Source organism: Actinoplanes sp. NPDC048967, assembly GCF_040649415.1.
Taxonomy (GTDB): domain Bacteria; phylum Actinomycetota; class Actinomycetes; order Mycobacteriales; family Micromonosporaceae; genus Actinoplanes.
In genome coordinates this window covers 764,768-786,992 of the sequence record NZ_JBEZFL010000001.1, presented here as the reverse complement: position 1 = coordinate 786,992, position 22,225 = coordinate 764,768, and the positions used below count along the sequence as shown (strand labels likewise).

Genomic DNA, 22,225 nt, shown 5'->3' with positions numbered 1-22,225 from the left:
GGGCCACTCTCATCGGCCTGCGGTGACCAGATCCGAGCCGGTGTGTTCCGGCTCGCTCAGCTCGTCCGGCGGGACGCGCAGCTTCTCGCCCTCCACGTCGATGTCCGGCAGCACCCGGTCCAGCCAGCGCGGCAGCCACCAGGCCCGGCGCCCGAGCAGGGTCATCACCGCCGGCACGATGGTCATCCGGACCACGAACGCGTCGAACAGGATCGCCGCCGCCAGCGCGAAGCCGATGGACTTGATGAACGACTCGGGCGACAGGATGAAACCGGAGAAGACGCTGACCATGATGATCGCCGCGGCCGTCACCACCCGGGCCCCGTGGGCGAAGCCGTTGACCACGGCCTGAGTCGGCGGGGTGCCGTGCACGTGCTCCTCGCGCATCCGGCTGACCAGGAAGACCTCGTAGTCCATGGCCAGGCCGAAGACGATGCCGATCAGGAACACCGGCAGCATGCTCATCACCGGGCCGGGCTGGTCGATGCCGAACAGCCCGCCGAGCCAGCCCCACTGGAAGACGGCCACGACGGCGCCGAAGGTCGCCAGCACCGAGAGCAGGAAGCCGGCGATCGCCTTGATCGGCACCAGGATCGACCGGAACAGCAGCGTCAGCAGCAGGAACGCCAGCGCCACGATCACCGCCAGGTACGGCACCAGCGCGCTGCCCATCTTGTCGGACATGTCGATGTCGACCGCCGTGGTGCCGGTCACCGACAGGTCCGCGCCGGTACGCTCCCGCAGCCCGTCGTTCTGGTCGCGGATCGCGTGCACCAGCGCCTCGGTCTCCGCGCTGTCCGGCGCGGTGGCCGGAATGACCTGGAGGATCGCGGTGTCACCGGCCGGGTTGAGGGTGGGCGGGCTGACCGTGACGACCCCGGCCAGGCCCTTGATCGTGCCGGCCGCCGTGGCCGCGGCGCGCTGCGGGTCCGGGCTGGACGCGGCGTCGACCACCACGGTCAGCGGGCCGTTGAAGCCCGGCCCGAAGCCGTCGGTCAGCATGTCGTACGCCTTGCGCTGGGTGGTCTCGGTGCCGGCCATGTTGTCGCCGGGCAGGCCCAGCCGCAGGTCGAGGGCCGGGATCGCGAGCACGACCAGGCCCAGCACGGCGGCGACCAGGACGGCCACCGGCCGGCGGGTGACGAACCGGGCCCAGCGCAGCCCGGCGGACGGCTTCGCCGCACCCGCTTCCGGGTCACGGCCCCGGCGGCCCATGACGCGCCGGCCGGCGAAGCCAAGCAGGGCGGGCAGCAGGGTCAGGGCGATGAGCACCGCGACGACGACGGCGAAAGCGGCCGCCAGCCCCATCTGGGTCAGCACCGGGATGTTGACCACGGTCAGCGCGGCCAGGGCGATGAACACGGTGAGCCCGGCGAAGGTGACCGCGGAACCGGCCGTGCCGACCGCGCGGGCGACCGCCTCCTCGGTGCGGCGCCCGATGGTGATCTCGTGGCGGTAGCGGGAGACGATGAACAGCGCGTAGTCGATGGCCACGGCGATGCCGAGCATCAGGGCCAGCGTGGAGGTGCTGCTGCCCAGGTCGACGAAGCCGGAGGCGATCTGGATGCCGAGCACGGCCGCGGCGACGCCGAGGATGGCCGTCAGCAGCGGCAGCCCGGCGGCGACCAGCGAGCCGAAGGTGATGACCAGGACCACCGCGGCGACCAGGATGCCGAGGATCTCGGAGTTGCCGGGTCCGCCCTGCTCCTGGACCGCGTCACCACCCGCTTCCACGGCCAGGCCGGCGTCCCGGCCCGCGGCGGTGGCCTCGATGAGTGCCTCGCGGTCGGCGTCGGTCAGCGCGGTGGCGGCGACCTTGTACGTGACCTGCGCGTACGCGACTGTGCCGGCCTGGTTGATGGTGCCCTGCAGCGGGTCGGAGACCGCGGCGACCTGCGCACCGGTCTTGAGCTGGGCGACGGTCCCGGCGACGGCCGCCCGGTTGCGCTCGTCGGTGAGCTTCTCGCCGGCGGGGGCCGCGAACACCACCCGGGCCTGGGCGCCGTCCGCACCGGCGCCGGGGAAGCGCTGACCGAGCAGGTCCATCGCCTCCTGGGCCTCGGTGCCCGGGATCTTGAACTCGTCGGAGGTGGGTCCCGACAGCGTGGCCGCGCCCACGCCGAGTAACGCCAGCGCGGCGAGCCAGAGCGCGAGGATCAGTCTGCGCCGGCGGAAACTGAACCGGCCCAGCCGGTAGAGGTAGGTGGCCATCGGTACTCCCGGGATCGCGTCGTCAGGTGACCCTTGAAACGATCAATGAATCCCGGTCCCGGCGCGTCGTCCCCGTGCAGGCACCGCATACCATCGCCGTGGTATTTCCGGCCGGCCCCGGCTACTGCGACGAGACGACGACCCGGTCCCGCCCGCCCGCGTACGGTCAGCGTGATGGAGGAGACCGGCGTGATGCGGATGAAGCGGTGGTCCGACGCTCAGTGGCACCCGCTGCTGGTCGATGCCCTGCTCGCCGTCGTGCTGGCCGGGTTCGTGCTGAAGTCGGCGGTGCTGGAGCCGAGCTCCGAGCTCACCGAGACCGTGACGGTCGGCGACGTGCTGGTCGCCGTCGTGGCGTTCCTCGCCGTCCTGCAGCGCCGCAGCCGTCCCCGGGCCGCCCTGGTGATCGCCACCTGCGCCACCGTCGGCGGGATCACCCAGGGGGTGAGCAATCCCGGCCTGGTCGTCGTCCTCGGCGTGATCACCTATTCCATCGCGGCCCACCGCAACCGTCGAGACGGCTGGATGTGCGCGCTGGCAGCGGCCTCGGTGGTCTACGGCGCCGCCGTCGTCACCTCCGCCGGATGGCGCCCGGACGTGCTGGCCGTCTTCGCCTGGATCTTCATGGCCGCCGCGGTCGGGGACGCCGCCCGCAGCCACCGCGCCTACGTCGCCGAGGTCGAGGCCCGGGCGCACCGCGCCGAGCAGACCCGCGAGCAGGAGGCGCAGCGCCGGGTGATCGACGAGCGGCTGCGGATCGCCCGGGAACTGCACGACGTGGTCGCCCACCACATCGCGGTGATCAGCGTGCAGGCGGGCGCGGCCACCCACGTGCTGGAGCGCCGGCCGGACCAGGTGGGCCCGGTGCTGGCGCACATCCGCGAGGCCTCCGACCTGGTACTCAAGGAGATCTCGTCGGTGGTGGGCGTGCTGCGCAATTCCGACGAGCAGGCGAACACCGAGCCGGCCCCGGGATTGTCGCGGCTGCCGGATCTGCTGGGCGCCCTGCAGGCCGCCGGTTTCACCGTACGGAACCAGCTGCGCGGCGATCCGCGGGAGTTGCCGGCGATGGTCGACCTGGCGGCGTACCGGATCGTGCAGGAAGCCCTGACCAACGCCCACCGGTACGGCGACGGCCGGGCCGCGCTGCTCGTCGAGTACGCCCCCAGCGGCGTCATCCTCGAGGTCACCAACGACATCCGGCCCGACCGGGACACCGGGGGCACCGGCTACGGCCTGCTCGGCATGCGCGAGCGGGCCACCGCGGCGGGCGGCACCGTGACCGCCGGCCCGCTCGGCGACGGCCGTTTCCGGGTGCACGCCGTGCTGCCGACCGAGGACGCCCCGGCGAAGGGCTGCCTGCGGTGACCATCCGCGTGCTGCTGGCCGACGACCAGACGCTGATCCGGGCCGGCTTCAAGATGATCATCGACTCGGAGCCGGAGTTCGAGGTGGTCGGCGAGGCGTCCGACGGCGGCGAGGCGGTGGCACTGGCCCGTACGGCCCGGGCCGACGTGGTGCTGATGGACATCCGGATGCCGCGGATGGACGGGCTGGAGGCCACCCGCCGGATCGGCGCCGACGACAACCTCGCCGGGGTACGCGTCCTGGTCCTCACCACCTTCGAGAACGACGACAACGTGGTGCTCGCCCTGCAGGCCGGCGCGAGCGGCTTCCTGGGCAAGAGCGTCGCGCCCGCGGACCTGCTGCACGCCATCCGGGTGGTGGCCGACGGCGAGGCGCTGCTGTCCCCCCGGGCCACCCGCGGGCTGGTCAGCCGGTTCCTGAGCCAGCCCGAGGCCGGTGCCGGTCAGGTCCCGGTGGAGCTGACCGGCCTCACCGACCGGGAACGCGAGATCCTGGTGCTGGTCGCCCACGGCCTGTCGAACGACGACATCGCCGAGCGGCTGTACGTCTCCCCGCTGACCGTGAAGACGCACGTCAACCGGGCGATGACCAAGCTCGACGTACGGGACCGGGCACAGTTGGTGGTGCTGGCGTACCAGCGTGGCCTGGTCCGCCCGGGCGAGCAGCTACCCACGGGCTAGGGGAACGGCGTCCCGCACGGCGTTCAGGCCGTCGGCCTGCGTGACGATCGCCTGGTATCCGAGCTCGGCGACGGCCTTGCCGGTGCGCAGCGTGCAGCTCTGCGCCAGGAACCAGCGCGCGGGAACGGGAATCACGCGGGCCGCGGTGTCGGCGTCCATGTCGGGGATGGTGGCATCGACTCCGTAGATCGCGAAGTTCTCCTCGAGGAACTCGCGCAGGGTGACGCGGTGCTGATCGGTGATGAAGTAGGCCTGACCCGGCCGGCCGGCCGTGCAGCCAGCCCCGCACCAGGCCCTCGACCGCGTTGTCGACGAAGGTGACGTCGGTGAGGTGCCGGCCGCCCTCGATCCAGGCGAACTCGCCGTTGCGGGCCGCATGGACGAGACCTTCGACCAGCGAGCTCTCGGGTCCCCACACGAACCGGGGCCGGATCGACACAGTGGTGAAGCCCGGCGCGTTCGCGGCCAGGACCGAAGCCTCGGCTTGCGCCTTCGTCGCGCAGTACGCGGCTTCGGAGTCCGGTCGCAAGGGCGCGTTCTCGTCGGCGTCGATGAGCGGCTCGCCGGCCAGGAGGGCGGATTCGCTGCCGCAGTGCACGAAGCGGGCCACTCCGGCCTGCCGGGCTGCTTGCAGGGCGGCACGGGTGCCGCCCACCGTGATCAGCTCCTGCCGTTTCCGCGCGGCCGTGATGTCGGTCTCCGCGGCCAGGTGGAACAGCACCTCGCTGCCCTCGACGCCGGCGCGCCAGGTATCGGGATCGGTCAGCTCACCGCGCACCGGCTGGGCGCCCAGCGCGGCCACCACGTCAGCGGCCGCCGCACTGCGGACCAGGACCTTGACCGTGTGCCCATCGGCCAGCAGGCGACGCACCAGTCGCCGGCCGATGAAGCCGGAACCGCCGGTGATGAAGGTCTGTGCCATCTCGTTCTCCTCGGTCGTGACGATCTCTGCCTGGTCCAGCAATCGGCGGTCGCCGTCCCTTCCCTCCGGTTCATCGAGGTTTCGGTGGCCTGCGATAAGATTTTTGAATGGCTACGCTGCGGGCCCTGGAATGCCTGGTCGCGGTCACGGACACCGGCTCGATCACCGAGGCGGCCCGGCTGCTGCACTCGTCGCAGCCCGCGGTGTCCCAGCAGATCGCCGCGCTGGAGCGCGAGACCCGGACTCCGCTGCTGCGCCGGGAGGCACGTGGGGTCTCGCTCACCCCGGCCGGGCGCGCGGCCGTGGCGGACGCCCGGCGGGCGATAGAGGCAGCCGCGTCAGCCGTACGCTCGGCCCGGGCCACGGGCGAGGCGGGGGGCGGATCGCTGCGCCTGGTCTGCGCGCAGAGCCTGACCGTGCCGTTGCTCGCCCCGGTGATCCGCGCCTGGCACCGGCACCACCCGCAGGTGGCGATCAGCATCAGCGAGGCCGTCAAGCCGGACGGCCTGTTCGGCCTCATCGAGACTGACGACGTCGACGTCCTCGTGATTCCCGGTCCGGCGGACGGCCGGTTCACCTCCACGGCTCTCGCCGAGGAGGAGATCGTGCTGACCGCACCGAGAAGCCATCGGCTGGCGGAGCAGAGTTCGGTGCGACGTTCCGAGCTCGACGGTGAGGATCTGGTGCACTTCGCGCCGGACAACAGCTTGAGCAGCTGGCTCGACCGGTCGCTCAGCGCGGCCGGCCTTCGCCTCGAGCCGGTGGTGCGGACCTCGGTCACCTCGGCGGCGCCCCAGCTCGCCGCGGCCGGCCTCGGCATCGCGATAAGTCCGGTCAGTGCCGTCAGCGCCGGCTTCCCGGGCGTGGTCCGCTCCTTCTCACCCCGGTGGACCCGGCAGCTGGTCGCGGTGACGCCGGGGGAGCCCGACCCGCTGGCCGCCCGCTTCATCGCCGATCTGCGTGCCCGCGGGGTGAGGGTGCCCCGCGACGTGCGGAACCAGCTCGACGGCCGCGGCGCCGGCTGACCATCCGCGGGGCACTGCGGCCACGCCGGGCTCAGGCCGTCCTGATCAGCGCCACGATCGGGATGCGGCGGCCGGCCCGGGCCTCGTGCTCGGCGAAGAACGGGGCCTCCTGCTTGATCGCGGCCCACTCGCGGTCGTAGTCGTCGCCGGACAGCGGTTCGGCGCGGGCCGTGAACCGCTCGCCGGGCAGTTCGACCGTGACCGACGGATCGGCCAGGAGGTTGCGGTACCAATGCGGGTCCTCGCGGGCCCCGTTGTTCGACGCGATCACCAGGAGGCGGTCGCCGCTGCGGACGTACATCATCGGGCTGGTCCGCTCCTGGCCGCTGCGGCGGCCGACCGTGCTGAGCAGCAGCAGGGGCCGGTTGCCGAGCGATTCTCCGCCGTCGGCCCGGAACTGTTCGATCAAGGTGCGGTTGTAGGTCAGCACGTCCTCAGGCATCGTCATCCGGACATCATCGCGCGCGGCCTTGAGATTTCCACCTTGTTACAACTACCGTGGTCGATGCATGGGAGCGCTCCCATACTCATCCCCAGGAGTTGTCGAATGCGCTTGAGATCCCTCGCCTCCACCACGGCGGCCGCCGCGGCCGTGGTCGCCGGCACCGCGGTGCTCTGGCCCGGCGCGGCTTCCGCCGCCGAGTCGCCCTTCTATGTCGACCCGCAGAGCAGTGCCGCCCGCTGGGTCGCCGCCAACCCAGGCGACTCGCGGGCGGGCGTGATCCGGGACCGGATCGCGAACGTCCCGCAGGGCCGGTGGTTCACCCAGAACAACACCTCCACCGTCGCCGGTGAGGTGGACTCCTTCGTGGGTGCCGCCGCCGCGGCCGGCAAGACGCCGATCCTGGTCGTCTACAACATCCCCAACCGCGACTGCAGCGGCGCCAGCTCGGGCGGGCTGGCCAACCACACCGTGTACCGGCAGTGGATCGACCAGGTGGCCGCCGGGCTCAAGGGCCGCGCGGCGGCGATCATCCTGGAGCCGGACGTGCTCCCGATCATGACGAACTGCCTGACCTCGGCCCAGCAGCAGGAGGTCTATGCCTCCATGGCGTACGCGGGCAAGAAGCTCAAGGCCGCCTCGTCGGCCGCCAAGGTCTACTTCGACGCCGGGAACTCGGCCTGGGTGGCCCCGAACGAGATGGCCGCCCGGCTGGTCCGCGCCGACATCGCCAACAGCGCCGACGGGATCTCGGTGAACGTGTCGAACTACCGCACCAACCAGGAGTCGACCGCTTACATCCGTAACGTCATCAACGCCACCGGCGTCTCCCGGCTCAAGGGTGTGATCGACACCAGCCGCAACGGCAACGGCCCGCTGGGCAGTGAGTGGTGCGACCCGGCCGGGCGGGCGATCGGCATCCCGAGCACCACCGCGGTGTCCGACCCGATCCTGGACGCGTACCTGTGGATCAAGCTGCCGGGTGAGGCCGACGGCTGCATCGCCGGTGCCGGGCAGTTCGTCCCGCAGCGCGCCTACGACCTGGCGATCGCGGCCGGCCCGGTGAGCCCACCGCCGGTCACGACCTCGCCCACGCCGGCACCCAGCACTCCGGGGCCGACCACTCCGGCGCCCTCGACGCCCCCGCCGCCGACCGGTACCTGCTCGGTGGCCTACTCGGCCAACGCCTGGTCGAACGGCTTCACCGCCGACGTGCGGATCACCAACGGCGGGGCCGCGCTGACCTCGTGGACGCTGACGTTCAGTGTGCCGGCCAACGTCACGCTGAGCAGCGGCTGGAGCGGCACCTGGTCGCAGTCGGGCAGCACGATCACGGTCCGCAACGCGGCCTGGAACGGCTCGCTCGCCACCGGCGCCACCACCTCGACGGGCTTCCAGGCCACCTTCACCGGTGCCGCCCCGGCCAGCCCGACGGACTTCGCCCTGAACGGCACGCCATGTTGATCCGGCTGGCGGCCGCCGGCGCCCTGCTGATCGGCGCGGTCCTGGCCGCGGTGAGCCCCGCGGCCGCCGCCACGGCATGCGATGTCACCTACACCGCCAACCAGTGGAGCACCGGCTTCACCGCCGACGTCCGGGTCACCAACAACGGCGCGCCGATCAACGGCTGGGTCGTGACGTGGACGTTCACCGGCAACCAGCGGGTCACCTCCGGCTGGAACGCCCAGCTGACCCAGTCCGGCAGCACGGTGACCGCGGCGGCGCCGAGCTACAACACCGCGCTGGCCACCGGGGCGTCGGCGAGCTTCGGCTTCCAGGCGACGTACTCGGGGACCAACCCGGCCCCGGCGTCGTTCGCCCTCAACGGCGTCTCCTGCAACGGCGACGCCCCGCCGACCTCGACCCCGCCCAGCACCCCGCCGACCAGTACGCCGCCGAGCACCCCGCCCAGCACCCCGCCGACCTCGACCCCGCCGCAGGCCGGGTGCGGTTCCGGGACCCGCTGCGACGGCTTCGAGGGCACCCAGGCCGACTGGGCGGTGACCTATCCGGACTGCTCGGGCACCGGCAAGGCGGCGTTCGACCCGGCGGTCGCGCACAGCGGCAGCACGTCGCTGCGCGTCGACGGCACGGCCGGCTACTGCAACCACGTGTTCATGCGCAACACCTCGCTGCTGCCGGCCGGGGCCTCCGCCCTGTTCGTCCGCTACTGGGTGCGGCACACCACCGCGCTGCCGGCGGCGCACACCACGGCGGTGGCGCTGCGCGACGCCAACGACGGCAACCGGGACCTGCGCTTCGGTGGCCAGAACGGCGCCCTGCAATGGAACCGGGCCTCCGATGACGCCACGCTGCCGGAACAGAGCCCGGCCGGGGTGGCGCTGTCCGCGCCGCTGCCGACGGGCAGCTGGAACTGCGTGGAGTTCAAGGTGGACCAGAGCAACGGCACCATGCAGACCTGGCTCAACGGCACGTCGGTGCCCGGGCTGCTGCAGGACGGTGTGCCGACGCACGACATCGACAGCCAGTGGCTGAACCGCACCTGGCGACCGGCTCTGGCCGACCTGCGCCTGGGCTGGGAGAGCTACGGCGAGGGCGCCGACACCCTCTGGTACGACGACGTCGCCGTGGGAACCGCCCGCGTCGGCTGCTGAGTCACCGGCATCCGGGCGGCGGCGCGAGCTCCGCGCCGCCGCCCGGAGTGACCGGGATCCGTCACAGCTCGAACCAGTACCGCCGGGCGGGACCGAACGGGGTCTCCCCGATGCCCTCGAAGGCGCCGCCGCCCCGCTCGATCGTGCGCATCGAGGCGACGTTGCCGGGCGCGCAGACGGCCAGCACCCGTTCCAGGCCCAGCCCGCGCGCCTCGTCGAGCATCCGGGCCAGCGCCCAGGCGCCCAGCCCGCGCCCGCGGGCCGACGGCCGGATGCCGTACCCGAGGTGGCCGGCCCACCGTACGTAGTCGCTGTCGCCGTGGCGCAGCGCTGTCCCGCCGAGCACGCGATCACTCTCGATGATCCACCGATACGTGCAGTGGTCCTGCGAGAGCCGGGTCAGCCAGGCCGCGAAGCCGGCCGGTGTGCCGACCTCGTCCGCCGGGCCCAGCCCGAAGCCGTCGTCGTGCGCTCCCGGGCCCCACTCCGCGTGCGCCTCCAGCCAGGCCTGGTGCAGGTGGACGGCGGGCGGGATCAGCTCGGGCACGCGACGACGATAGCGGCCGCCCCGCCAACTCGTACGCAACTGCGTTCTTGTTCGGCGCGGGGGCCGCCACCACGATCGGCGGTGTCCGGACGGTTCCGACGAGGGCGAGGATCGATGAACGCCACCACCACGACGGCGGTACCGCCGGATCCCACCGGCGCCGCCACACCGGTCGAGTTCGCAGGACGCCTGCGCGCGTTGATGGCCATGCGCAGACGCTCCCTGGACAGCGTGGCCAAGCGCAGCCGCGACGCGGGGACCCCGATCTCCCGCGCCACGGTCCACAATCTGATCACCGCCGCCAGCACACCCCGGCAGGACTCCCTGGTCGGCTTCCTGCGCGGCTGCGGAGTGCCGCCCCGCGAGCAGATCCGCTGGCTCATCACGTTCCACAAGGTCTATCCGGAGGGCCAGCGCACGGTCAGGCCCCGGCCGGCCCCGGATCCTCGCGCCTGCTGACGGCCGCGTGGCCGGCGGTGCGGGCCAGCGTGATGCGGTCGATCTCGGTGCAGGGCTGCTTGCTGCCCGGCAGGGCGTCGGCGAGGCTGCGTACGGTCATCGTGGTGCGCGCGCCGCGAGCAGCGGGCACGACGTCGACAGCGATGAAGGCGTAGTCGTCGTAGCGCACCTGTGACCAGTCGACCACCTCGGGAACCCGGCTCCCGCCCAGGTGCCCGGCCGCCTTGATCTTGCTGTCCTGTTTCGACCACACGTAGCTGTTGACGATGTTCTCAGTGTTGTTCTCCACCTCGTTCGGACCGCCGGGCGGCTGATAGCCCCGGTAGCGCTGACCCGCCGGCAGCTTCTGCGGGCCGGTCGGGGTGATCCCGGGCGGCGGTGGCGCGGCCGGGCTGGGCGCCGTCCGGAAGGGATAGCGCGGCCGTCCGCCGGAGCCGACGCAGAGGTACGTGACGCCGTCCTTGGCCGGATGAATCGTCGAGCCGTCCGGCGCGGACCGGGTCCGCTTGCCGTACCGGATCGGGTCGGTGCGTTCCAGCAGGTGGTTGTGGCCCTGCACGACCAGGTCGACCTCGTACCGGCTGAACAGCGGGTCGAGCGCGTCGCGGACGCCGCCGTCGGAGGCGTGGTTGTTCGTCGTCGAGTACGCGCAGTGGTGCAGGAACGCGACCACGAAATCGATGTCCCCGGCCAGCTCGCTCCGCCACTTGCGCAGCGTGTGCCTGAGCCAGCTCAGCTGGGCCCCGCCGGAGTAGCCGGTGTTGGTCTGCAGCTCGGCCGAGAGCTCGTTGGCGTCTACGGAGATCACGCCCACGTTGGCGTACACGTAGCGGTAGACGGACGGGCAGCTCTTCGGGCCGTTGGCCGGGAAGTCCAGGCGCGACACCAGCCCGCCGTAGCCGTGGGCGGGGCTGTCGCCGAGGAACTTGGTGTTGCCGTACAGCGGTTCCATGTCGTGGTTGCCGGTGGTGAACATCCACGGCGTGTACGCGGCCAGCGGCTCGATCTGGTTGAGGAAGACGTCCCAGACGTACGGGTTGTAGAGGTTGCGGCCAGTGGGAGCGACCCCGGTCAGCGCGGTCGTGTCGTCGGCGGGCAGGCCGGAGCCGGACGGGTTGGCGTAGCAGATGTCGCCGGCCAGCAGTGTGAAGACCGGCTGCTGGGTGGCCATGAGCATGGTCTGGGTCAGTGCGGGACGTTTGTCGGTGCCGTGCGGCCCGGCCACCGGATCGTCCGGCAGGTACGAGTTGTCGTCGAAGACCCCGGACGGCCACTTCCCGCCGGCCGCGGTGACGGACGCCGGGTTCTGGCCCCAGGCGTACTTCGGGTCCCTGGGCGCGGTGTTGGTGCCGACGTCGGCGAAGGCGGTGAACGTGAACGGCGCCGCCACCGCGGAGTGCCGGGCCGGAGCCGTGCTGAAGTGCGCGTCACCGCTGACCGTGCCGTCGGACAGCCGGATCCGGTAGTGGTACACGGTGCCGGCGCGCAGCCCGTCCACGGTGGCCTTGAGGTAGAACTGGCTCCCGATCGGCCCGCCGGGGATCGCGTACTGGCCGACCAGGTGCTGGATCTCCGCCTCGGTCCGGTGCCCGTACCGGCCCGGCTCGTGGCCGACGTCGACGAACGCCCGCAGCTTGGGCGGCAGCTTGCCGGTCTTGCTGACCAGTTGCGCGGTCACGGCCATCGCCGGGCGCAGCAGGCCGTCGGAGGCCGGTACGAACGACAGGTGCCGGCCGGAGACCACCACCCCGGCCCGGCCCGGCTTGCCCCCACCGGCTGCGAAGGCCGCATCGGCCAGCTGGAACTGGGCGTACGCGTACCCGCCGGCGCCGGCCATGACGGCCTTCAGCATCGAGCGGCGGCTCACCCGTTGACGGGCCAGCTCCCGGGCGTTCCACTCCGCGCACTCGTCCGCCGTGACGGGACGGCTACTTCTCGACAATGTCACGCGGCCATCCTGTCCGGCCCGGACCGTTCCCAGGACGTACACGCCCGGCCCGGCCGGAAAACCCGACGAAAGAGGTAGCGGGCGCAATGTCGGGGGGTCGTGTCACTCTTGGTCGGGAGAGGGGGCCGTCATGTCCTTCGAGTATGCGGGCGCCACAGTTGAGATCGTCGATGCCGCCACCATTCTTGCCGCTGCCCGGGTCAACCCGGTCGACCTGCTGCGCCGAGCCGCTTTCCCCGCCCCGGTGCGCCGGGCCACCCTGACCGTGACCAGCGCGGACACCGCCTCCGGGCCGGTGCACGTGTTCGTCGCGGAGATCCGCACCAACGATGACGACGTGCCCCAGCGGGAGCGCATCCGGGCGGTCGTGCTGGGCAACGACCCCGTCGGGACGCTGCTCGCGAAGCGGATCGCCGCCGGGGATCCGGTGGCCACCAAGATCGTGGACGGGGTGGGGGCGGCGGCCGTCGCGGCGTACAAGAAGCTCGGCCTGGATCGGCCCTCCGGGCCGGCGGCGGAGCGGGAGCCGGGCGCCGCGGTCCTGGCCGACGCGGCCGCCGGGCTGCAGGCCGCGGTGACCTACGACCAGGACGGCGGTGTCGTGCGGCTGCGGGCCGAGGTCGCCCGCGACGACGTCCAGCCCGACCACCTGGAGGCCATGGTCAAGCTGACCCTGCGGGCGGTGGTCGAGCTGATCGGTCCGGAGGCGGGGGAGCTGCCGCTGGCCGGCCGGCGGTACGTGGTCAGCCGCGAGACCATCCCGCGGGTCGCCCCCACCACCCGGACGGTCACCCTCGACCAGGTCGGCGGTCTGGCCGACGTGGTCGCCGAGCTGCGCCAGATCGCGGTGTCGTTCCGGCATCCGGAGGCGATGGCCCGGTGGGGCGCGCGCCGGCCGCAGGGCATCCTCATGTACGGCCCGCCGGGCACCGGCAAGACCATGCTGTCCCGGGCGCTGGCCAACGAGATCGGCGCCGACTTCCGCGAGATCCGCACGCCGGAGATCCTGGACAAGTGGCTGGGCGGGTCCGAGCGCAACATCAAGCAGATCTTCCGCGACGCCCGCCGCTACCGGGTGCCGACCCTGATGCTGTTCGACGAGTTCGACTCGATCATCAGCTACGCGGGCTCCGGCGGCGACGCGGCCAGCCAGGCGATCAACGCGGTGGCCGGCATCTTCAAGCAGGAGATGAACGACCTGATCGAGGCCAACCCGAACGTCATCGTGGTGGCGACGACCAACTTCCCGCACCGGGTCGACGACTCGCTGATCCGCTCGGGCCGCTTCGACGTCAAGATCTCCGTGCCCAAGCCGGACGAGGTGAGCCGGGCGGAGATCTTCCGCAAGATGATCGCCCAGCTGGCGGCGGTGCACGAGGAGCCGGGCTTCACCATGTTCGCCGACGGCATCGACCTGGCCGAGCTGGGCCGGCTCAGCCACGGCATGACCGGCGCGGACATCAAGGAGATCCTGCGCCGGGTGCAGCTGGCCAAGGCGATGCAGGACGCCCGCACCGGCGGCCTGGTCGACCCGATCAGCCAGCAGGACCTGATCACCAGCATCAACGACCTGCTCGGTCCCCGCTGACCGTGGCTGAGCGCAGACCCTGGCGGTCGGGGCCGCGATGTTCGCCCGCCGCGCGGCCGCCGGCTGCTCATGACCGCGAGTCTGTCAGCTCACCGGCCGCCAGTGCCGCCTCCGCCGCGGGCGTGCGCCACGGCAGCAGGGCGGCGCTGGTCACCACCGCCCCGGCGAGCACGAACAGGGCCGTCCGCACGCTGGTCGCCGCGGCCAGCAGGCCACTCGCGGCGATGCACGCCGGCTGGGCCACCCGCGAGCTGATCGACCAGGCGGCGAACACCCGCGCGAGGTAGCCGTCCTCGGTGGCCTGCATCCGGTACGTCGCGAAGGTCGGATTGAACGCCCCCGCGCAGGCGACGAGCAGGAACTGGCCCAGCGTGATCGACGTCAGCCCGGCCACGCCGGCCGGGGCGAGCGGGATCAGGACCAGCGGCAGCGCCTTGGCGGCCCCGGAGACCAGCAGCACCCGGCGCCGGCCGTACCGCCGGGTCAGCGGGCGGGCGGCCAGCGCGCCGAGCAGGCCGCCGAGGCAGGGGATCCCGAACGCCAGGCCGTACTGCCAGGGGGCGAAGCCCAGCTCACGCAGCATCAGGACCGCCAGCAGCGGAGCCGTCGCCATCACGCAGGCGCCGAAGACCAGCGAGTTGAAGAAGAGCAGGCGCAGGTCGCGGTGCCGCAGGATGTACCGCCAGCCGGCCGTGAGCTGCGCCGCCCGGTGCCGTTCACCGGTCGGCGCGGGCGGTGGCGGCTCCGGGCCCCGCAACCGGCGGATGCCCAGCGCCGACAGCAGGAAGCTGACCGCGTCCAGGGCCACCGTGGCCGTCGCCCCGACGGCGGCGATCAGCACCCCGCCCAGCGGCGGGCCCGCCGTGCTGACCGTCCAGAACGTCGCCTCGAAGCGGCCGTTGGCCACGGCCAGCTGATCCGGCGGGACGAGCGCCTTGAGATGGGCACCGCTCGCCGCCTGGAAAGCGATGCCGCCCACCGACTGGGCCACCGCCACCAGACACAAGTGGGGATAGGTCAGAACGCCCAGCGAGGCGGCGACCGGGAGACTGCCCAGCGCCGCGCACCGCAGCAGGTCCGCGCCGATCATCACCGGGCGCTTGTGCCGGACCTCGATCCACGGGCCGAGCGGCAGCGCCAGAGCCGCGCCGGCCACTCCGCCGAGCGCCGCCAGCAGCGATACCTGCTGCACGGAGGCGTGCAGGGCCAGCGTGGCGATCAGGGGGAGAGCACCCAGGCTCAGCGCCGTGCCGAGTTCGCTGACCGCGTACGCGGCCCACAGCCGGCGAAAGTCCACCGGCGCACCTTACGGGCTGGGGGCCGGTTCGCGCACGGCGTACGCGGCGAAGTCGGGCTCGGCCTGGGGCTTGCCGAAGTGGTAGCCCTGGGCCAGCTGGTAGCCCAGCCGGTACAGCTCCTCGGCCTGTTCCACCGTCTCCACACCTTCCGCGACCGCGGTCAGGCCGAGGCCCTCGCTGACCCGGATCAGCGCCGTGGCGATGACGGCGTGCCGGCCCGCCATCGTGATGTTGTCGACGAAGGACTTGTCGACCTTGAGGACGTCCACCGGCACCGTCTGGAGCAGGCCGAGCGACGAGTGCCCGGTGCCGAAGTCGTCCAGGGCGATCCGTACGCCCAGCTCGTGCAGCTCGTTGAGGGTCTGCACCGCCTGGCCGCCGCCGAACACCGCGGTCTCGGTGACCTCGACGGTGAGCTTGCCGACCGGCAGCCCGGTGTCCGCCAGGGCGCGGGCCACCACGGCCGTGAAGCCGGGCTGGGCCAGCTGCCGGGCCGAGACGTTGACGCTGATCCGCTGCGGCGCCCGGGCACCCCAGTCCGCCTGCCACTCGACGGCCTGGGCGCACGCGGTCCGCAGGATCCATTCGCCCAGCTCGACGATGAGCCCGTTGTGTTCGGCCGCCGGGATGAACCGGTCGGGGGAGATCATGCCGCGCTCCGGGTGGTCCCAGCGGACCAGCGCCTCGACCGCCCGCAGCCGCCCGTTGGGCAGCTCGACGATCGGCTGGTAGACCATCCGGAACTGGCCGGTGTCCAGGGCGGTGCGCAGCTCGGCACCCAGCCGGGCCTGCTCGTCCGCGGTGTCGTCGAGGTCGGCGGTGTGGCGGCGGTGGGTCTCGCCGACGGACTTGGCGGCGTACATGGCGACGTCGGCGCGGCGCAGCACCTCGACGGGGTCGGTGGTGCCCGTACCGTCGGCGACGCCGATGCTGACGCCGATCAGCAGCTCGTGGCCGCCGGCGTGCACGGGTGAGCGCAGCGAGCCGGCGAGCCGGGTGACCGCCGCGTCGGCCGTCGCGGCGTCCGCGCCGGTGAGCAGGACCGCGAACTCGTCGCCACCCATCCGGGCCACCAGGGCGCCGGGTCCGGCGGCCCGGGACAGGCGCTCGGCCACACCGATCAGCAGCCGGTCCCCGACGGCGTGCCCGAGCGCGTCGTTGACCTCTTTGAAGTCGTCCAGGTCGAGCAGGGCCACCTGCAACGGTCCGGCGGCCAGGCCCTCGGTCAGGCCCTGCTCCAGCCGGCGGCGGTTGGCCAGCCCGGTCAGGTCGTCGGCCATCGCCAGGTCCTCCAGCTGGTCGGCCTGCTGCTGGACCTGCGCCACGAAGCCGGACATCCGCAGCACCACGAGGACGAACAGCAGTACGGCGCCGACGGCGATCGCCAGCCGGTCCACGGGGTCACCGCCGATGCCGGGCACGAACAGCAGCGCGGGGGCCAGCAGGGAGCAGACTGCCAGCAGCACCAGCCGGGACCGGCCCACCCGGGCGTCACTGGGCCGGTTGGTGGTCGTGCCGGTCCAGCGCATCGAGGGGTGCAGGGCCGCCGCGGCCCAGGCGATGTAGGACAGGAGCCAGCCGGCGTCGAGCAGGCTGCCGCCGTCGTCCTCCGAGTAGAGCGAGACGAGTGAGTAGGAGATGTCCGCGACGAGCAGCAGCAGCGCGGCCAGGCTCAGCAGCCGGGCACTGGCCGAGCGCCGCCCCGAACTGGTGAAGAACCGGGCCAGGATGGCCAGCAGCAGGGCGTCGGCGGCGGGATAGGCCACCCCGATGACCCGTTCCAGCGTCGAGGCGGTCGAACCGGCCGCGATCGGGTGCATCACGAACACCCAGAAGACCAGACCGATGCCGATCGCCACGATCGCCGGATCCACCAGCCCGGCGAGATCACCGCCGCGGCGGCGGCCGCGGCTGAGCAGGACCAGACCGACAACCAGCATCGGGTACGCGCTCAGATAGAAGTAGTCGGCCGCCGACGGGTACGGCTCCTCGTGCAGGACGTACTTGTAGTACTCCCAGACGAAATCACCGCCGACCCAGGTGATCTGCCCGGCGGCGAACCAGTACCACATCGCCGGCCGTTCGGGCCGGTGCAGGCGCACCGCCAGCGGGATCGCCAGGCAGGAGAGCAGTCCGATGGCGTTGTAGACGGCGTTCGCGGCGAAACCGTCGTGCGGCAGCAGGTAGTAACCGCCCACGGCCAGCACGCCGAGGATCAGCCACCACCACCAGAGTCGTTTCTGCCGCACGGAGGGCAATCGGTCGCCGGCGTATTCATCTGAGGATTTCACCGGGTCAGACCGCCACTGTCCCGGTGCCGCTGACGGCGTCGTGGAAGTCGGGCTGGGCCGCGGGCCGGCCGAAGTGGTAGCCCTGGGCCAGCCGGTAGCCGAGGCGGTGCAGTTCGGTGGCCTGTTCGGCGGTTTCGACGCCTTCGGCGACGGCGGTGAGTCCGAGGCCGTCGGCGACCTGGATGAGGGCGGTGGCGATGACGGCGTGCCGGCCGGCCATGGTGATGGTGTCGACGAAGCTCTTGTCGACTTTGAGGGTGTCGACGGGGACGGTCTGCAGCAGGCCGAGGGAGGAGTGGCCGGTGCCGAAGTCGTCGAGGGCGATGCGTACGCCGAGCTGGTGCAGGTCCTTGACGGTCTGCACGCTCTGCCCGCCCCGGAAGACGGCGGTCTCGGTGACTTCGATGATCAGATTGTGCGCACTCAGGCCCGTCCAGGCCAGTACTTCGGCCACCAGATCGGCGAAGTCCGGCTCGGCGAGCTGACGCGCGGAGACATTGACGCTGACCCGCGCCGGGGCGGCCGTACCGTGCGTGGCGTGCCAGGCGACGGCCTGGGCGCAGGCGGTCCGCAGGATCCAGGCACCGAGTTCGACGATGAGCCCGTTCTGCTCGGCGACCGGGATGAAGTCGGCCGGGTTGACCAGGCCACGCTCGGGGTGATGCCAGCGGACGAGGGCCTCCACCGATACGATCCGGGCGTCGGGCAGCGAGACGATGGGCTGGTAGACGAGGCGGAACTGGCCGGTGTCCAGCGCCGTACGCATCTCCGCCCCCAGCCGGTCCTCCGCTCGGGCCCGTTCGTCGAGCTCCACGGCGTAGCGGCGGACGTGGCTGCCGCGCTGGTCCTTGGCCGCGTACATGGCGGTGTCGGCCCGGCGCAGCACCTCGTACGGGTCGTCGGTGTCCTCGCCGTCGGCGATGCCGACGCTGGCGGCGACCAGCAGCTCCTGGCCCGCCACCTCCACGGGCGGGCGCAGGCCGGCCGTGAGCCGGTCGACGATGCCGGCCATCGCCTCGGCCGACGCGCCGGTGACCAGGACGGCGAACTCGTCACCGCCCATCCGGGCCACGAGGTCGTCACCGCGCAGGCGGTCGGCGAGGCGTTGCGCCACGACCGCCAGCAGCCGGTCGCCGACGGCGTGGCCGAAGCGGTCGTTGACGTCCTTGAAGCCGTCGAGGTCGAGCAGCGCCACCTGGGCCGGGCCGGCGGCCACGGCGGCCGCGAGCCGCTCCTCGAAGAAGCGGCGGTTGGGCAGGCCGGTCAGGTCGTCCCGCATGGCGAGGTCCCGCAGCTGCCGGGCCTGCCGCTGCACCTGCGTGACGAAACCGGACATCCGCAGCAGGACCAGGACGAACAGCAGCACCGCGCCGACGCCGATGGACAGCCAGCTCAGGTGCGGGAAGCCCAGGGCACCCTGGACGAACAGCAGCGTCGGCACCAGCAGCGTGCTGCCGGTCAGCAGGACCAGCCGGCCCGGTCCGACGCGGGGCCCGCCGGTGCGGACGGGCGCCGGGGCGGCGGCCGACGGATGCAGGGCCGCGGCACCCCAGACGACGTTGGAGAGCAGCCAGCCGACCGAGATGACGCCCTCCAACTCCGGGCGGTAGGCGGTGACGAACTGGAACCCGACGTCGGCGGCGAGCAGCGAGCCGATGCCCGCGGCCAGCAGGGCCGGGCCGGGCGTCGGGCGTCCGGAACGGGTCAGCATGCGGGCCACGAGCGCCAGCAGCACGAGGTCGCAGCCGGGATAAGCGGCGCCGAGCAGCCTCTCCAGCAGCGGGATGGAGCTGTCGCCGGCGATCGGGCCGATGGCCAGGACCCACCAGACCAGGCCCAGCCCGGTGGCGATGATCGCGGCGTCGAGCAGGCCGGCCAGGTCGCGGCCGACCCGGCCCCGGGTGAGCAGCAGCGTGCCGGCCACCAGCAGCGGGCAGCTGCCCAGGTAGAAGACGTCGGCCGGGGAGGGGAACGGCGACTGGTGCAGGACCTGCCGGTAGATCTCGTACGTGACGTCGCCGGCCAGCCGGAACCCGACGGCGGCAGCCAGGACGCACCAGCCCAGCCGGTCCTCGGGCCGGTTGCGCCGGACCCGGGCCAGCACCACCACCAGCGTCAGCAGCTCGAACAGGTTGTACAGGACCGCTCCGGCCAGGGTGCCGTCGCCCAGGAGCGGATACGCGACGCAGCTGAGCAGCCCGGCCGCCGTCCACGCCGTGACCCTCCGGTCGACCGCAATTGTCCGCACGACGGGGCCATCGGCACCGGCGCCCGGCACTTGAGACTTCGGGCACACCCGGGGGTGCGGCCGCCGGACCGCAGGCTAGGCCGGCAGCGCCCGGTCGATCAGCGCCGCGGTGTCCACGCCCCGGGGCAGCGTGCCGAACGAGTGACCCCAGTCGCCGCCCAACCGGCTCGCGCAGAAGGCGTCGGCCACGGCCGCCGGCGCGTGCCGAACCAGCAGGGAGCCCTGCAGCACCAGGGCCATCCGCTCCACGACGCGACGGGCGTCCGACTCCAGATCCTCGCCGTCACTGAGCAGTGCGGTCAGCTCGGCCGTGGCGGCGTCCAGGCGGGAGTCGGCGCCGGCGGCCGCGCCCACCTCGGCCCGGAACGCGTCCAGCCCGGCCGGGTCGCGGCGCAGGGTCCGCAGCACGTCCAGCGCCTGGACGTTGCCGGAGCCCTCCCAGATCGAGTTCAGCGGGGCGTCGCGGTAGAGCCGGGGCAGGCCCGACTCCTCGACGTAGCCGTTGCCGCCCAGACACTCCAGGGCCTCACCGACGACGGCCGGCTGACGCTTGCACACCCAGAACTTGCCGACCGCGATGGCCAGGCGGCTGAACGCGCGCTCGCCGGCGTCACCGCGTACTCCCCGGTCGACGGCCCCGGCCAGCCGCAGAGCCAGCGCCGTCGCCGCCTCCGACTCCACCGCCAGGTCGGCCAGGACGTTGCGCATCAGCGGCTTGTCGATCAGCGGCCCGCCGAAGGCGGCGCGGTGCCGCGCGTGGTGCACGGCCTGGACCAGCGCGGCCCGCATCCCCGAGGCCGAGCCGGTCACGCAGTCCAGCCGGGTCATGGCGACCATCTCGATGATGGTCCGCACCCCGCGGCCCTCCTCGCCGACCAGCCAGGCCACCGTCTCGTCGAACTCCGGCTCGCTGCTGGCGTTGCTGCGGTTGCCGAGCTTGTCCTTGAGCCGCTGGATCCGGAACGGGTTGCGCCCGCCGTCCGGGAGCACCCGCGGCACCAGGAAACAGGAGAGCCCGCCGGGGGCCTGGGCCAGCACCAGGAACAGGTCACACATGGGCGCGCTGGTGAACCACTTGTGGCCGCGCAACCGGTACGTGCCGTCGGCGGCCGGGGTGGCCGTGGTCGAGTTGGCCCGCACGTCCGAGCCGCCCTGCTTCTCGGTCATGCCCATGCCGGCGAGCAGCCCGCGCTTGGTCGTCGGGGTCCGCAGCCCCGGGTCGTACACCCGCGCGGTCAGCAGCGGCTCGTAGACCGCGGCCAGCTCGGGGGCGTTGCGCAGGGCCGGGACGACCGCGTACGTCATCGAGACCGGGCAGGAGTGGCCCGCCTCGACCTGGCTCCACACGAACGTGCCGGCGGCCCGCGCGACGTGCGCCCCGGCCCGGCCGTCCGCCCACGGGGCCCCGGCGAGCCCGGCGCCGACGGCGACGTCCATGAGGCTGTGCCAGGCCGGGTGGAACTCGACCTCGTCGATGCGGTGGCCGTACCGGTCGTGGGTGAGCAGGCGCGGCTCGTACCGGTTGGCGTCGGCGGCCCAGCGCTGGGCCTCCGGCTGCCCGCCCAGCTTGCCCAGCCGGTGCAGGTCCTCGGCGGCCCAGCCGGCGCCCTCCCGGGCGAGGCCTTCGAGCATGGCCGCGTCGGCGGCGATGTCGTGCCCGGCCAGGGGTGGCGGCTGGTTGACGACCTCGTGGGTGAGTGGCATGCCCCGAATCTAGGCCGTCGCACCGGCCGGTGACGAGGGCGGGGACCAGGTGGCCGCCATGGCGGCGATCCGCTCGGCGACCCCGGCCGGGTCGACCACCTGGTGCAGGTGGCGCCCGGCGATCCGCTCCACGGCCCAGCCCCGCGCGGCGGCCTCGTTGGCGATCTCCTCGTACGGCGGGCCGAACAACAGATAGCCGCAGGGCTGCGCGTCCCAACCCGCGGGCACGGGGATCTGCTGCTCGTAGTAGCTCAGCGGCAGGCGCGGCTGCTCGGCCTCGACGGCGGCGCGGACGGCGGCGTCGGGCAGCATGGGCGCCACCTCGTCCTCGTCGTACCAGCTCGTCCACGGCGGCAGGACGCCGTCGACGGCCCTGGGCCGCAGGAAGGCCAGCGCGTCCTCCGGTGCGACCGGGGTGGGCCCCTGCCGGGCGGGCAGCGCCGCGTCGACGAACAGGCAGCCGACGACCGGCCGGGTGGCGGCCGCGACGATGACCGGCACGAACAGCCCGGCGTTGCTGTGCGCCACCAGCACCACCGACCGGTCCGGCGGCAGTCCGGCGACGGCCGCACCGACCAGCTCCACGACCCGGGGCCAGAACGGCGGTCCCGCGTCGCCCACGCCGGCCAGCGACGGCACGACGACGGTGGCTCCCCGGGCACGCAGCTCGTCGGCGACGGGGTGCCAGGTGCCCGGTCCGACCGACGGGCTGTGCACCAGTACGAAAACGGCGTCCATGACGCTCACGCTTCCGGAAACGGACCGGCGTGGCCAGGGCGGCGCGTGACGCCCACAGCGAAACCGGCTCGGCCGGGAGCGGCTGCGCCCTCGCCGGGCGGTATCGCAGGGGGACTGCGCGACCGTAGCGTGCGCCGGCGA

Annotated in this window: 17 protein-coding genes; 7 read left to right on the top strand and 10 right to left on the bottom strand. The window is 72.8% G+C overall.

Annotated features, from left to right (window positions below; all coding sequences use genetic code 11):
* Positions 1-9: 9 nt before the first annotated feature.
* Complete coding sequence (locus AB0C12_RS03645) at positions 10-2,211, bottom strand: MMPL family transporter (RefSeq protein WP_360543767.1); 2,202 nt, start codon at positions 2,209-2,211, stop codon at positions 10-12.
* A 174-nt stretch (positions 2,212-2,385) separates the two neighbouring features.
* Between AB0C12_RS03645 and AB0C12_RS03640 the strand changes: the two genes are divergently transcribed.
* Complete coding sequence (locus tag AB0C12_RS03640; RefSeq protein ID WP_360543765.1) at positions 2,386-3,579, top strand: histidine kinase; 1,194 nt, start codon at positions 2,386-2,388, stop codon at positions 3,577-3,579.
* Complete coding sequence (locus tag AB0C12_RS03635; protein ID WP_360543763.1) at positions 3,576-4,259, top strand: response regulator transcription factor; 684 nt, start codon at positions 3,576-3,578, stop codon at positions 4,257-4,259. The genes AB0C12_RS03640 and AB0C12_RS03635 overlap by 4 nt, the downstream gene beginning before the upstream one ends.
* Here AB0C12_RS03635 and AB0C12_RS03630 read toward each other — a convergent pair.
* A complete protein-coding gene (locus AB0C12_RS03630) occupies positions 4,153-5,181 on the bottom strand; it encodes an NAD-dependent epimerase/dehydratase family protein (protein ID WP_360543761.1) in 1,029 nt (342 codons plus the stop codon). The genes AB0C12_RS03635 and AB0C12_RS03630 overlap by 107 nt on opposite strands.
* Positions 5,182-5,288: 107 nt before the next feature.
* Between AB0C12_RS03630 and AB0C12_RS03625 the strand changes: the two genes are divergently transcribed.
* Positions 5,289-6,206 carry a LysR family transcriptional regulator gene (locus AB0C12_RS03625; protein WP_360543759.1) on the top strand — a complete coding sequence of 306 codons (918 nt, stop codon included), beginning with the start codon at positions 5,289-5,291 and terminating at the stop codon, positions 6,204-6,206.
* A gap of 31 nt (positions 6,207-6,237) precedes the next feature.
* Here the strand turns inward: AB0C12_RS03625 and AB0C12_RS03620 are convergent, their stop codons facing one another.
* Complete coding sequence (locus AB0C12_RS03620; RefSeq protein WP_360543757.1) at positions 6,238-6,654, bottom strand: nitroreductase/quinone reductase family protein; 417 nt, start codon at positions 6,652-6,654, stop codon at positions 6,238-6,240.
* Positions 6,655-6,753: 99 nt separating this feature from the next.
* Between AB0C12_RS03620 and AB0C12_RS03615 the strand changes: the two genes are divergently transcribed.
* Together AB0C12_RS03615 and AB0C12_RS03610 are read left to right on the top strand one after the other, a co-directional pair.
* Positions 6,754-8,112: a glycoside hydrolase family 6 protein gene (locus tag AB0C12_RS03615; protein WP_360543755.1), complete on the top strand. Its 1,359-nt coding sequence runs from the start codon at positions 6,754-6,756 to the stop codon at positions 8,110-8,112.
* The gene (locus AB0C12_RS03610; protein WP_360543753.1) at positions 8,106-9,263 is read left to right on the top strand and encodes a cellulose-binding domain-containing protein; all 1,158 of its coding nucleotides are present in this window, start codon (positions 8,106-8,108) and stop codon (positions 9,261-9,263) included. Before AB0C12_RS03615 ends, AB0C12_RS03610 begins: the two co-directional genes overlap by 7 nt.
* A 61-nt stretch (positions 9,264-9,324) precedes the next feature.
* Here AB0C12_RS03610 and AB0C12_RS03605 read toward each other — a convergent pair whose 3' ends face one another.
* Entirely contained in the window at positions 9,325-9,810 is a 486-nt protein-coding gene (locus AB0C12_RS03605) for a GNAT family N-acetyltransferase (RefSeq protein WP_360543751.1), read from the bottom strand.
* Positions 9,811-9,924: 114 nt separating this feature from the next.
* On the opposite strand from AB0C12_RS03605, the gene AB0C12_RS03600 reads away from it, so the two are divergent.
* A complete protein-coding gene (locus AB0C12_RS03600) occupies positions 9,925-10,269 on the top strand; it encodes a helix-turn-helix transcriptional regulator (protein ID WP_360543749.1) in 345 nt (114 codons plus the stop codon).
* Here AB0C12_RS03600 and AB0C12_RS03595 read toward each other — a convergent pair.
* The gene (locus AB0C12_RS03595; protein WP_360543747.1) at positions 10,232-12,217 is read right to left on the bottom strand and encodes a metallophosphoesterase family protein; all 1,986 of its coding nucleotides are present in this window, start codon (positions 12,215-12,217) and stop codon (positions 10,232-10,234) included. The genes AB0C12_RS03600 and AB0C12_RS03595 overlap by 38 nt on opposite strands.
* A gap of 130 nt (positions 12,218-12,347) precedes the next feature.
* Between AB0C12_RS03595 and AB0C12_RS03590 the strand changes: the two genes are divergently transcribed.
* A complete protein-coding gene (locus AB0C12_RS03590; RefSeq protein ID WP_360543745.1) occupies positions 12,348-13,805 on the top strand; it encodes an ATP-binding protein in 1,458 nt (485 codons plus the stop codon).
* Positions 13,806-13,872: 67 nt separating this feature from the next.
* Here the strand turns inward: AB0C12_RS03590 and AB0C12_RS03585 are convergent, their stop codons facing one another.
* The 5 genes from AB0C12_RS03585 to AB0C12_RS03565 form a co-directional block, all read right to left on the bottom strand.
* Positions 13,873-15,102 (bottom strand): MFS transporter, encoded by a 1,230-nt coding sequence (locus AB0C12_RS03585; RefSeq protein WP_360543743.1) that lies wholly within the window; start codon positions 15,100-15,102, stop codon positions 13,873-13,875.
* 9 nt (positions 15,103-15,111) lie between these two features.
* On the bottom strand, positions 15,112-17,352 hold the full coding sequence (locus tag AB0C12_RS03580) for a bifunctional diguanylate cyclase/phosphodiesterase (protein WP_360543742.1): 2,241 nt from the start codon (positions 17,350-17,352) through the stop codon (positions 15,112-15,114).
* Positions 17,353-17,398: 46 nt separating this feature from the next.
* Complete coding sequence (locus tag AB0C12_RS03575) at positions 17,399-19,642, bottom strand: bifunctional diguanylate cyclase/phosphodiesterase (protein WP_360543740.1); 2,244 nt, start codon at positions 19,640-19,642, stop codon at positions 17,399-17,401.
* Between the two features lie 75 nt (positions 19,643-19,717).
* Positions 19,718-21,346 (bottom strand): acyl-CoA dehydrogenase family protein, encoded by a 1,629-nt coding sequence (locus AB0C12_RS03570; protein ID WP_360543738.1) that lies wholly within the window; start codon positions 21,344-21,346, stop codon positions 19,718-19,720.
* A gap of 9 nt (positions 21,347-21,355) precedes the next feature.
* Positions 21,356-22,084 (bottom strand): alpha/beta hydrolase, encoded by a 729-nt coding sequence (locus tag AB0C12_RS03565; protein ID WP_360543736.1) that lies wholly within the window; start codon positions 22,082-22,084, stop codon positions 21,356-21,358.
* Positions 22,085-22,225: the final 141 nt, after the last annotated feature.